Genomic DNA, 12191 nt, shown 5'->3' on the forward strand with positions numbered 1-12191 from the left:
CGACGTGCCCGCCCGGCCGCATCCGCGGGGCACCTCTGCTCCGAATGAGATGGGACCGCAGCCGATCGACGCGACGAGAGGACGTGCGAATTGCGCCGCACACGGGCAGAGGAGCCCCCGGCCACCGGCCGCCACCCGGGTCCGTCCGCAGCGCCCCGGCCGCCGGGCGGGCCGCGGGAGCCGTTCGACGACGCCGTCAACGGCCGGACGGATGAACGGGGTTCGGATGCCGAGCCGGGGTACCCGGACTCCGTGGAACCGAACACCGCGGAGGCGGACCTCAGGGAACCGGGCACCGTGGACGCGGATGTCGCGGGCGCCGTCGGACACATACTCGACGGCGTTCTGCGGGAACGGGTCACGGCCGCGGCGGGCATCGACGACGTGTTCGCCCGCGACATCGCCGAGCGCGTCATGCGCTTCACGCTCGGCGGCGGCAAGCGCATGCGCAGCCAGTTCCTGTGGTGGGGGCTGCGCGCCTGCGGCGGGGGCCGCGATCCGGAGGCGGCCGAGGCCGCGCTGCGCGTCGCGGCCGGGCTGGAACTGATCCAGACCTGCGCGCTGGTGCACGACGACGTGATGGACGACTCCCCGCTGCGCCGCGGCCGAGCCACCGTCCACGTCGAACTGGCGGCCCAGTACGGGAGGTCCGGGCGCGGGGCCGCCGGCCGCACGGCGGGCGGGCGCCGGCCGCCCCGGCACGGAGCGGCCGCGGGACCGGACGAGCCCTTCGGCCGGGCGGCCGCCATCCTCGCCGGGGACCTGGCCCTCGCCTGGGCGGACGACACCCTCGCCGAGACACCGCTCGCGCCGGACACCCGCCGCAGGGTGCGCGGCATCTGGCGGGCCATGCGCACCGAGATGGTCGCCGGGCAGTACCTCGACCTGCACGGGCAGGCCACCGGTTCGCGCTCCATGGTGCGCGCGATCCGCACCGCCTGCCTGAAGAGCGCCCTGTACTCCGTCGAACGCCCGATCGCGCTCGGCGCCGCGCTCGCCGGCGCCGGTGACCGCACCACGCGTGCGCTCTGTTCGGCGGGCCGCTGCGCCGGCATCGCCTTCCAGCTCCGCGACGACCTGCTCGGCGTCTTCGGCGACCCGGAGCGGACGGGGAAGCCGTCCGGGCACGACATCCGCGAGGGCAAGCCGACCTATCTCGTCGCCGTGGCCCGGGCCCGCGCCGAGGCGGACGGCGACGACGCGGCGCTCGCCGTCCTCGACGGCGCCCTCGGCGACCCGGGCCTGTCCGGGGAAGACCTGCGCCGGGTACGGACCGTGCTCACCGGCACCGGGGCACGCGCCCTGACCGAGACCAAGATCGACCGGCTGGTCGGCCAGAGCGCGCGTCATCTGGCGGGGGCCGCCGTGGAGCCCGCCGCGGGCCGCCGCCTGCGGGCCCTGCTCTCCGCCGTGGCGGGGGTGGGCGCGTGGCCGGACGGCGCGGACCCCGGGCCCGGCCGCCGTACCCCTGCGGGAGCGCCGGACGGCATGCCCGTACCGCTGCTCCTCTCCGCCGCCGCCGAAGGAGACCGCCGATGACACCGATGCGAACCGTCCCGGGCCGGACCGACCATGTGGTGGTGGTCGGCGCCGGACTGGCCGGACTGGCCGCCGCGCTGCACCTGCTGGGCGCGGGCCGGCGGGTGACCGTCGTCGAGCGCGGCACGCTGCCCGGTGGCCGCGCGGGCCGCCTCGACCTCGGGGGCTACCGCATGGACACCGGACCCACCGTGCTGACCATGCCCGAACTGGTGGACGACGCGCTGGCCGCCGTCGGCGACAGCCTCGCCAACCGGCTGGACCTCGTACCGCTCCACCCCGCCTACCGGGCCCGGTTCGCCGACGGGTCCCAGCTGGACGTGCACACCGGCGCCGAGGCGATGGAGGCCGAGGTCGAACGCTTCGCCGGCGCCCGCGAGGCCGTCGGCTACCGGCGGCTGCGCGGCTGGCTGGAGAAGCTGTACGCGGTGCAGATGCGCCGCTTCATCGACGCCAACTTCGACTCCCCCTTCCAGCTCCTCCACCCCGACCTGGCACGTCTCGCCGCGCTCGGCGGCTTCGGCCGGCTCGACGCCCGGATCGGCCGCTTCCTCTCCGACGAGCGGCTGCGCCGGGTGTTCTCCTTCCAGGCGCTGTACGCCGGGGTGCCGCCGGCCCGCGCCCTCGCCGCGTACGCCGTCATCGCCTACATGGACACGGTCGCCGGGGTGTACTTCCCCCGGGGCGGCATGCACGCCCTGCCGCGGGCGCTGGCGGACGCGGCGGCCGGCGCCGGGGCCGACTTCCGCTACGGGGAGGAGGTGACGGAGCTGGAACGCTCGGGACCGGGCTCCCGCTCCGGCCCGGGTTCCGGTGACCGGATCACCGCCGTCGTCACCGACCGGGACCGCATCCCCTGCGACGCGGTCGTCCTCACCCCCGACCTGCCCGTGACGTACCGGCTGCTGGGCCGCTCCCCGCGCCGCCCGCTCGCCCTGCGCCACTCCCCCTCGGCGGTGATCCTGCACGCGGGGACCGACCGCACCTGGCCCGGACTCGCCCACCACACCATCTCGTTCGGCGCCGCCTGGAAGACCACCTTCCGCGAACTGACCCGCACCGGAGACCTGATGAGCGACCCCTCGCTGCTCATCACCCGGCCCACCGCCACGGACCCCTCGCTCGCGCCCCCGGACCGCCATCTGCACTACGTCCTCGCGCCCTGCCCCAACACCGGCATCGGCCCCGGCGTCCGCGCGTGGACGGACCTCGCGCCCCGCTACCGGGACAGCCTCCTCGCCGAACTGGAGCGCCGCGGCCTCACCGGCCTCGCCGCGGCGATCGAGGAGGAGTGCCTGGTGACCCCCGCCGACTGGGCCGCCGAGGGGCACGCCGCCGGAACGCCGTTCTCAGCCGCGCACACCTTCGCGCAGACCGGCCCGTTCCGCCCGCGCAACCTCGTCCGCGGCACGGAGAACGCCGTGCTCGCCGGCTGCGGCACCACCCCGGGGGTGGGGGTGCCGACCGTCCTGATCTCGGGGAAGCTCGCCGCCGCCCGCGTCACCGGGCCGCTCTCCCCGCCGCGCTCCGCCACCGGCCGCATCCCCGGCCCCGCAGGAAAGGCACGCACGTATGACCGAACGTGAACTGGACGCGGCGGGCATCACCGACCCCGCTCTCCGCGCCGCCTACCGCGAGTGCCGCCGGCTGAACGCCCGCCACGGCAAGACCTACTTCCTCGCCACCCGGCTGCTCCCCGTCGAACGGCGCCCCGCCGTGCACGCCCTGTACGGCTTCGCCCGGTGGGCCGACGACATCGTGGACGACCTGGCATGCGACACCTCCCCCAGCGAACGCTCCGTGGCGCTCGAACGGCTGCGCGAGCGGCTCACGGCAGGGCTGCGGGACGGGGGCCGGTACGGGGACGGCGGCCCCGCCGACACTCCGGCCGATGCCCCGAACGGCGCCCGGGCCGGCGCCGACGACGAGCCGGTGGTGCGGGCCCTGGCGCACACCGCGCACCGCTACGCCATCGACCACCGCCACTTCACCGACTTCATGGACTCGATGCGCAGCGACCTGGAGGTCACCGACTACCCCACCTACGACGACCTGCGGCGCTACATGCACGGTTCGGCGGCGGTCATCGGCCTGCAGATGCTGCCGGTCCTGGGGACCGTCGTGCCCCGCGAGGAGGCGGCGCCGCACGCCGCCGCGCTCGGCGTGGCGTTCCAGCTCACCAACTTCCTGCGGGACGTCGGCGAGGACCTCGACCGCGGCCGGGTCTACCTCCCCGCCGACCTCCTCGCCGCCCACGGTGTCGACCGCGACCTCCTCCAGTGGAGCCGCGCGACGGGCGCCCGCGACCCCCGCATCACGGCGGCCCTGATGGCCGCCGCCGACCTCACCCGCGGGGTGTACCGGGAGGCGGCGCCCGGCATCCCGATGCTCGACCCGGTCGCGCGGCCCTGCATCCGTACCGCGTTCGTGCTGTACGGCGGCATCCTGGAGGCGGTCGCCGACGACGGCTACGCCGTGCTGCACCGCCGGGCGGCCGTCCCGCGGCGGCGCCGGGCGGCCGTGGCGCTCGACGGACTGGCCCGGGTGACGGCGGCCCGGCTGCGGGCCTGTACCGGCCGGTCCCCGTCCACCGCGTCCGCCCCGTGGCGGACCGCGCGGTCCCGCCCGGCCGTCGCCGCCGAGCGGGCCCACGGGGAGGCGGCCTGATGCCCACCGCGGCGGACGACAACGGGCGACGCCCCGGCCGCTTCCCGCTCCGGCTGCGCCGCGACCCCGTCCCCTGGGACCGGCAGCGGCCGACCTGGCGCGACGCCAAGCCGGCGCTGATCGCCGGCGCGCTGAAGCGCTCACAGGCCCGCCCCTCCGGCAACTGGTACGTCCTGGGCGCCACCCGCGACATCACCGGTGACCGCCCGCTCGGCCGCACCGTCGCCGGCACCGAGGTCGTCGCCTGGCGCGACGCCGAAGGGCGGCTGCGCGCCGGGCCGGGCGCCTGCCCGCACCTCGGCGCGCCCCTGAAGGACAGCCCGGTGCGCTGCGGCACCCTCGTCTGCCACTGGCACGGACTGGCCCTGACCGGCGCCCCGTTCGCCGGCTGGGAGCCGTACCCGGTGCACGACGACGGGCTGCTGGTCTGGGTGCGCCTCGACGCGATCGGGGGCGAGGAACCGCTGGAGCGGCCGGTGGTGCCGGTCCGGCCGGAGCCGGGGGGCGCGCTGCCCGCCGTCTACCAGGGCGTCGGACGGTGCGAGCCGGAGGACATCGTGGCCAACCGGCTCGACCCCTGGCACGGCGCCTGGTTCCATCCGTACTCGTTCGTGGACCTCACCGTGGTGGACACCCCGGACGGGGAGGGCACGGCGGGCGAGGGGGCGGGCGGCGCGGCGGGCGAGGACGGCTTCGCCGTGGACGTGTCGTTCAAGGTGGCGGGCCGGGCGGTGGTTCCGGTGCGGGCGGTGTTCACCGCGCCCGAGCCGCGCACCGTCGTCATGCACATCGCGGAGGGCGAGGGCCGGGGATCAGTCGTGGAGACGCACGCCACGCCGCTGACGGCCCCGGACCCGGCGTCCGGACGCCCCCCGCGCACGGCGGTGATCGAAGCGGTGGTCGCCGCCTCGGACCGCAGGGGCTTCGCGCTGGCCCGCGCGGCGGCGCCGCTGCTCCGCCCGCTGATGCGCGCCGCGGCGGGCCGCCTGTGGCGCGACGACCTGGCCTACGCGGAACGCCGCTGGGCACTGCGCAGCACGGGACGCTTCCCGGGCTGAACGGGACCGCGACAGCCGTCACTCGGAGCCCACCGGGCCTTTCGCGCACTGCCCGCGAAGCCGGTGGGCGACGGCGGCGGGCCGGCCCCGCGACCGCCCGCCGCGCGCGAGCAAGCCGCCCGCCCCCGCACCGCTCGGCACCGTTCCGACGGCACGCGGAGGACTCACACGGCCAGGGCCGCCACGATGACCGCGTAGACCGTGATCAGCATGATGCCGTCGAAGCCCAGCCGCAGCCATCCCCGCCGCTGCCGTACGAGCAGCCCGGCGAGCAGGACGGCGGTCATGACCAGGGCACCGCTGGTCATGAACAACTGATCGGCTCCCGCGGCCTCGTACAGCGAACCGCCCCGGTAGGCGACGTCACCGACGGCAAGGTTCAGCACGTCGAGGCAGTTCCCGCCTATCACGGCGGCGATCGCCAGGGTCACCGCGCCCCGCCGGACGGCGGCGATCGCGGTCACCGTCTCCGGCAGGGCGTTGACGACGCCCATGAAGACGCCTCCGACCAGTCCGGCGTTCAGGCCGGTGGCCTCCACCAGGCTCTCCGCGGCGCGCGCCACCGCCCAGCCGCCCATCACCACGACGGCCGCGACGGCCGCGAATTCGGTCCAGAGGCTCCCGGTACGGCGCTCGGGGAAGGAGGGGGAGTCGTCGGGCACGTCCGCCACGGTGTCCTTGGTGCGCACGGCACGCCACAACGGCCGTTCACCGTTCTGGATCAGCCGCAGCGCGCCGAGGTAGACGGCCACCAGGACGGCGGACGCCGGATGGACCCCCAGGAACGTCCCCTGGGGGCCGAGGGACGCCATGAGCGCGATCCCGAGCATGGCCAGCAGCAGGGAGCCGAACAGCAGATTCTGCGAGGAGGACGCCGCGTGTTCGAGGTTCACCCCGCGGTACACGGCGTCGGCGACGACGACGGCGAGCGTCTGGGCGGCGATGCCGCCCACGGCGTTGCCGTACGCCAGTTGGGGGTGCCCGTCCGCCGCGCTGACACCGGTCATGACGATTCCCGACAGGGAGGTCGCCAGTCCGAAGAAGACGGCGCCGAACAGGGCCTCGCCCCAGCCCGTCCGGTCCGCGAGGGTGTCCCCCAGGGCGGTCAGCCGGATGCCGCACACCACCGTGGCCGCGCCGGCGACGACGAAGGCGGCGATACTCCAGCCCACCGACCACTGGCCACTGATCTGTTCGAACACCCGGTGGACTCCAGTCTCTGCGGTCGGACACGGCCCGCTTCGGATACCCCCGGGCTCGTCCTCGACACGCGCCCGAACAGGCGAACGATGCGGGGCCGGAGGGGGCCCCGCCCTCTCATCCCAGCCGGCCGGCCAGCGCCCGCAGCAGCGCCGTGCGCCCCTTCTCCGGCACCGTCCACAGCGTCTGGCCGCGTACGCCCCACCGCTCCAGCAGGGCGTTCGAGGCGAGGAAGCCGGAGGTCGCGGCGCGCTCCATCAGCGCCACGGGCAGCCCCGTGCGCACCAGGTCACCGGCCACCACCAGCGCCGGATCGGGCGTGTGCACGGTGGGCCGGTCCGGGTATCCGCCCACCGGGAACAGCGGGCAGTCCGCGCGCCATTCGTGCCGGACGTCCACGATCTTCGCGTCAGCGGTCTCCGGGTAGACCCGGTGCAGCCCGGCGAGAAGCCGCTTCTCCTCCGCCCTCCGGTCGGCGGCCGGGTCGACGGCGTAGGCGTGCAGTTCGACCACCGAGCCGCCGGTACGGGCGGCCCAGCGTGCGGCCTCGCCCTCCCAGCGGTCGAGCACGCTGACGTTGTCCAGTGGCCCGTAGCCGCTCGTCCCGAGGAAGCCGGGCCGGCCGGCGGCCACGGGGCGGTCCAGCCAGAGCCGGGAGACCAGGAAGGGCGGCGCCGTGCGCAGCCGGGCGATCCGCTCGCGCCAGCGCTCGTTCCCCAGCCGGGGCGAGCGGCCGACGAGTTCGCGCAGGCCGCCGGTGTCCAGGGCGAGCACCACGGCGTCACAGTCCTGGCGTCCGTCCGCCGCGGCGACGGTGAAGCCGCCGTCCGGGCCCGGCTCGACGGACTCCACGGCGCACGCCGTGCGCAGTTCGGCGCCGTGCCCGGCGAGATAGCCGCCCAGCGGCTCCCAGAGCGCCTGCGGGAACGGCTCGTCCGGCACGTCGAAGAGCAGTCCCTCGCTGGAGCCGAGGAAGTAGATGTGGAACATCAGCACCATCTCGGCGGCCGACAGCCGGCGCGGATCGGCGAAGAAGCTCCGGGAGAACACCTCGAACGCCAGATGGTGCGCGGCCTCCGGGAAGCGGATGCGGGACAGCAACTCCGCGGCACTGATGTCGTCCAGCTGTTCGTAAACGTCCGGCACCCGGACGTCGAGCAGGGGCAGGGCCGCGCGCGGGTTCATCCGGGCGAGGTCGCGCCAGCGGAAGGTGGGGCTGAGGGCGGCGAAGCCGAGGGCGCTCCACGGCGGGGTGCGCGGGACGCGGGCGAAGCTGTCGCGCAGACCGCCGCTGTGCTGGAGCGGGTAGTCCGGCAGGCCGGTGAGCGCGGAGAGCCCGGGGTCGGCCCGCCGCAGCAGCCCCCGCAGGTTGTAGTACTGGCGGAAGAAGGCGTGGAAGCCGCGGCTCATGGTGGCGGACGAACCGTCGGCGAGCTCGACGGGCCACCCGGCGAGGCGCCCGCCGAGGCCGGGTTCGCGCTCGTACAGGGTGACGCGGACGCCGCGCTCGGCCAGCCCGGTGGCCGCCGCCAGCCCGGCGATGCCACCGCCGATGACGGCCGTCCGGGGCGGTTCGCCGGTGACCCGGGGCCGGCCGGACGGCGCGGGCAGGATGCGGGCCCGCCGGTCCCGTCCCCGGCGCGGGGGGCTCACCGGGCGTCCCCCGGAAGCGGACGGGGACGGGACTGCGGAGCCGGAGACGGGCGGAGCCATGGGCGGGTCCTTCCTGTTCGAACAGCGGGGGGCGGGACGGGCGGACGGGCACGGCCTCGGGGCGGGCGCGGAACGGGACGGTGAACGGGACGGGAAGGGGCGCCGGTACGGGGCGGTGCGGTGCCGTGCGCGCCGCGCCGGGTCACGGCCGCCCGTCGCCCGGGCCGGCGCGGAGCGGCAGGGAGCGTCTGCGCAGCCAGGGCAGCTCGGCCACGGTGCGCAGCATGGGCAGGACGGGGGTGCGCAGTCCGATGGCGAAGTCCTCGCGCATCCGGGTGCGCCCGTCGAGGAAGCGCAACAGCCGCTCCATGGGCACGTGTTCGAAGAGTCCGGTGAAGAACCGGTCGCCGTCCACCCGCCCGCTGTCGAGCGCACGCAGCATCACCGCGTCCATGGCGCGGGAGCGCGCCGGGTGCGGAGGGGGCGGCACGGGGGTGCGGCCCTGGTGGTACGCCTCGGCGACGGCCCGTGTCTGCCGCTGCACGGCGGCGAAGGTGTACCCGGTGGACGGCCGGGTGGCGCCCCCGGCGGCGCCGATGCGGAACACGGACTGCCCGACGCGCCGGGGATACCGGCCGTCGCTCATCGGGATCACGCCCTGCTCGGCGGCGGTCACCTCGTACGGTCCCGCCTTGAGCACCTCGCCCAGGTAGTGCCGGAGCGCCTGCTCGTACTCCTCGCGTGCCAACGCGGTCGCCGAGAACTCGGTGTACTCGACGAGGGCTTCGTCCGGGCCGGTCGGCAGCACGTATCCGAACGAGAGTCCATGCGCGGGCTGCGGGGTCCGGAAGTCCATGAGGTCCGCGACCGCCGGGTCGAACACGGGCCGTTCGGTGCGGACGAACCAGCCGCGGAAGTGCTGGAGCAGCACGGTCCGCGCGGGGGGCAGCCGCTGCGGCGGCCGGGAGTCGAACACCCACCGCGCCCGCAGCCGCACCGGCTCGCCGCCCGCGGTCGTCCCGCGCACCTCGGCGCCCTGCGGCAGCTCCGCCACATCGGTGACGTCGGCGGTCAGGCGCCGGAAGAAGGGGGAAGGACCGAGCCGCCGCTCCACCGCCGCCTCGAAGTCCCGGGAGCGCAGCATCTTGTACCGCAGCGGAGCGGGCTGCCCGACGACTTCGGCGCCGCCGGCCCCGCGCACCCGCAGCCGGTCCCAGGAGGCGGCCAGGACGCCGTCGTACTCTCCCCCGGGCTCCTCCCAGAAGCACCAGGTCCGCTCGGGCGGCCGGAGCGGACCGGGCGGAGCGTCCACCAGTGTCACCTCGGGCCCGAGCCGCCCCCCGGGTTTGGCGGCGTCGCACAGCCGGTACGCGAGCGACAGCCCGGCGGCCCCGGCCCCCACGATGGCGACCTCCGTGTCGTACACGACGACTCTCTCTCCTCACCTGCCGCTCGGCGGACTGCGGACTGCGGACGTACACCGCGGGCCCACGGCGGAAGCCGGTCCCTGCGGTCTTCGTCCCTCGGTCCGGCGCCCGGCGCGGTGGCCGCGGACTCCCAGCATTCCGCAGGGGGGCGCCCTACGGATGCAGGCGCGAGGCGGGACACGGCGAAAATCCGTCAGGTGTTCGACATCCGGCGCCCGGGCGGGCAGGAGCGCACGGCGGAGGCGTGCGGCGTCCCTGCGGCCTGCAGCCTGCGTGCGGACACACGCGGCGGCGGAAACGAGCCGCCGGGCCTCCGCGCCGGGGGAGGACGGCGAACGGAGACCCGGCGTGTGCGGGGTGGGGCAGGGCAGGGCAGGAGGGGGCGATCAGCCGGTGAACAACAGCCGCATCTTGAGCAGGAGTTCGTAGACCCCGTAGGCGAAGGGAGCCCCGACCCAGAGCCAGGCGAGGGCCATCAGCGGCCGCCGTCCACCGGCTTCGGGCCGCGCGTCCGGCAGGGTGCTCGACGGGACGGGTGCGGTGGAGTCGGGGTACGTCACTGTGCCGCCTCCTCGGGCCGGGCGGTCGGGAACCGCGCCTCCGGACCGGAGCGGGCCGGTCCGGACGGGTCCGGTTCGTGGTGGCGTTCGTGGACCGGCCGGACCAGCTCGTTGGCGAGGAAGCCGACCATCAGCAGGCCGATCATGAGAGAGAAGGAGAAGGTGTAGAGGCCGGGCCCGGTGCGCCCGGCCGACTCCCCGGCGTCCGCGACGGCGTTGACGATCAGCGGGCCGAGGATGCCGGCCGTGGACCAGGCGGTGAGCAGCCGGCCGTGGATGGCGCCCACCTGGAACGTCCCGAACAGATCCTTCAGATACGCGGGCACGGTCGCGAAACCGCCCCCGTAGAAGGACACGATCACCGCCGTGCAGACGATGAACAGCGCCTTGGAGGAGTCGCCGAGCAGGGCGATGGCCAGATACATCAGCATCCCGACGCCCAGATAGAGGCGGTAGATGTTCTTCCGCCCCACCAGGTCGGAGGTGGAGGACCAGGTGAAGCGGCCCAGCATGTTCGCCAGGGACAGCAATCCGACGAAGCCCGCTGCGGCCGTCACGCCGACGGGGGCGGAGGTGCCGGAGAAGAAGTCCGTGATCATCGGGGCCGCCTTCTCCAGGATCCCGATGCCCGCCGTGACGTTCGTGCACAGGACCACCCACAGCAGCCAGAACTGCGGGGTCCGCAGGGCGTTGTCGGCCGAGACATGACCGGTGGTGACGAGGGGCTTGGCGACGGCGGCGGACGGCGCCCACCCGGGCGGCCGCCAGCCGTCGGCGGGCACCCGGACCAGCAGCACGCCCAGCGTCATGAAGACCGCGTAGACCAGCCCCATGACGAGGAACGTCCGTGCGATCCCCGCGGACCCGGGCTCGAACGCGGAGAGCATCTGCGCCGACCAGGGCGAGGCGATGAGCGCCCCGCCGCCGAAGCCCATGATGGCGATACCGGTCGCCATGCCCGGACGGTCGGGGAACCACTTCAGCAGCGTCGACACCGGGGAGATGTAGCCGATACCGAGTCCGATGCCACCGACGAACCCGTAGCCGACGACGACCAGCCAGTACTGCTCGGTCCCGGCACCCAGCGCCGAGATCAGGAACCCGGAGGAGAAGCAGAGGGCGGAGACCGCCATGGCCCAGCGCGGCCCGTTCCGTTCGACCAGCTTGCCGCCGAACGCGGCGGAGAGCCCGAGCATCACCATGGCGAGCTGGAACGGGAGTGCGGAGGCGGTCCCGGAGAGGTTGAGCGATTCCTCCAGCGGGGGCTTGAAGACGCTCCACGCGTAGGCCTGCCCGATCGCGAGGTGGACGGAGAGCGCGGCGGGCGGCACGAGCCAGCGGCTCCAGCCCGGCGGGGCGACGCAGCGGGAGCGTTGCAGCACACCAGGGACGAGAAGTGGGGCCATATGGTTCTCCTCCACACGGCTTGCGGAAAAGTTCGTCCACGATGAGGAATCAGGGACTGACCGGCGACCGTACAGCTTTCACCCATCCCCGTGAAGGCTCCGCGCACAGCGTCAGCCTCAACTGTCCTTTTCGGACCGTCCGTTGGGCCCCGCAGCGTCGCCCTCCCGGAGGGGAAGCCGGGCGCCGCGGCTCTCCGCGATCCGGTGGACGTCGCGCAGGGACTCGGCCAACCGGGCGGCCAGGAAGTGCAGTTGGGGCGGCGTCGCCCGCGGGTCACCGAGCAGGTCGGCGGCGTGCCCGAGCAGTTCACCGGCCATACCGAGCTGCACGCACTCCATGTCGTCGGCGAGCCGCGAGACATATCCGCCGCCACCGCCGAGCAGATAGCACGGCTTGCCGTCGTTCGACCACGGCAGCAGCCGCGCCACCCCGGCCTCCTCACTCACCGGGCCACCTCCTCGGCACGGAGGGGACGCGGCCCATGTCCCGGCCACGCCCGCAGCCCGAACCCGTCCTCGACCACCCACAGCACCCGCCGCCGCGGCGCCGTGCCCCGCGGCGGCGCAGCCGCACAGACGCAGGCGGCCGGGCACCCTGAACCGGGGGCCGCCGACCGCCGCACCATGGCACCGTGCGGCAACGGGATCACGGGCGGCGGGGCGGACGAAACGAGACGCGCC

10 protein-coding genes are annotated in these 12191 nt (G+C 75.2%); 4 read left to right on the forward strand and 6 right to left on the reverse strand.

Translation table 11 applies throughout. The features are described from left to right. Nucleotides 1–252 precede the first annotated feature (252 nt). The 4 genes from SXIN_RS13770 to SXIN_RS13785 are packed head-to-tail and all read left to right on the forward strand — an operon-like array spanning nucleotide 253 to nucleotide 5264. A complete protein-coding gene (locus SXIN_RS13770; protein WP_192883587.1) occupies nucleotides 253–1539 on the forward strand; it encodes a polyprenyl synthetase family protein in 1287 nt (428 codons plus the stop codon). A gap of 5 nt (nucleotides 1540–1544) precedes the next feature. Further along, a complete protein-coding gene (crtI, locus tag SXIN_RS13775; RefSeq protein WP_095758035.1) occupies nucleotides 1545–3125 on the forward strand; it encodes a phytoene desaturase family protein in 1581 nt (526 codons plus the stop codon). Next, nucleotides 3112–4206: a phytoene/squalene synthase family protein gene (locus tag SXIN_RS13780; protein ID WP_095757052.1), complete on the forward strand. Its 1095-nt coding sequence runs from the start codon at nucleotides 3112–3114 to the stop codon at nucleotides 4204–4206. The genes crtI and SXIN_RS13780 overlap by 14 nt, the downstream gene beginning before the upstream one ends. Beyond that, nucleotides 4206–5264 carry a DUF5914 domain-containing protein gene (locus tag SXIN_RS13785; RefSeq protein ID WP_095757053.1) on the forward strand — a complete coding sequence of 353 codons (1059 nt, stop codon included), beginning with the start codon at nucleotides 4206–4208 and terminating at the stop codon, nucleotides 5262–5264. Before SXIN_RS13780 ends, SXIN_RS13785 begins: the two co-directional genes overlap by 1 nt. A gap of 164 nt (nucleotides 5265–5428) precedes the next feature. Here SXIN_RS13785 and SXIN_RS13790 read toward each other — a convergent pair whose 3' ends face one another. From SXIN_RS13790 to SXIN_RS13810, 6 genes are all read right to left on the reverse strand, one after another. Beyond that, on the reverse strand, nucleotides 5429–6466 hold the full coding sequence (locus tag SXIN_RS13790) for a sodium:calcium antiporter (protein WP_019707627.1): 1038 nt from the start codon (nucleotides 6464–6466) through the stop codon (nucleotides 5429–5431). 115 nt (nucleotides 6467–6581) lie between these two features. Continuing rightward, nucleotides 6582–8177, reverse strand: a complete 1596-nt coding sequence (locus SXIN_RS13795; RefSeq protein WP_095757054.1) for an FAD-dependent oxidoreductase — start codon at nucleotides 8175–8177, stop codon at nucleotides 6582–6584. A 142-nt stretch (nucleotides 8178–8319) separates the two neighbouring features. Beyond that, nucleotides 8320–9543, reverse strand: a complete 1224-nt coding sequence (locus SXIN_RS13800; protein ID WP_019707625.1) for a lycopene cyclase family protein — start codon at nucleotides 9541–9543, stop codon at nucleotides 8320–8322. Between the two features lie 387 nt (nucleotides 9544–9930). Further along, entirely contained in the window at nucleotides 9931–10104 is a 174-nt protein-coding gene (locus SXIN_RS31275) for an MFS transporter small subunit (RefSeq protein WP_019707624.1), read from the reverse strand. Next, nucleotides 10101–11510 (reverse strand): L-lactate MFS transporter, encoded by a 1410-nt coding sequence (locus SXIN_RS13805; protein WP_050930693.1) that lies wholly within the window; start codon nucleotides 11508–11510, stop codon nucleotides 10101–10103. Before SXIN_RS13805 ends, SXIN_RS31275 begins: the two co-directional genes overlap by 4 nt. A gap of 117 nt (nucleotides 11511–11627) precedes the next feature. After that, nucleotides 11628–11957: a hypothetical protein gene (locus tag SXIN_RS13810; RefSeq protein ID WP_019707622.1), complete on the reverse strand. Its 330-nt coding sequence runs from the start codon at nucleotides 11955–11957 to the stop codon at nucleotides 11628–11630. Nucleotides 11958–12191: the final 234 nt, after the last annotated feature.

Origin of the sequence: Streptomyces xinghaiensis S187, from assembly GCF_000220705.2 — a bacterium.
In the GTDB taxonomy this organism is placed as follows: Bacteria; Actinomycetota; Actinomycetes; order Streptomycetales; family Streptomycetaceae; genus Streptomyces; species Streptomyces xinghaiensis.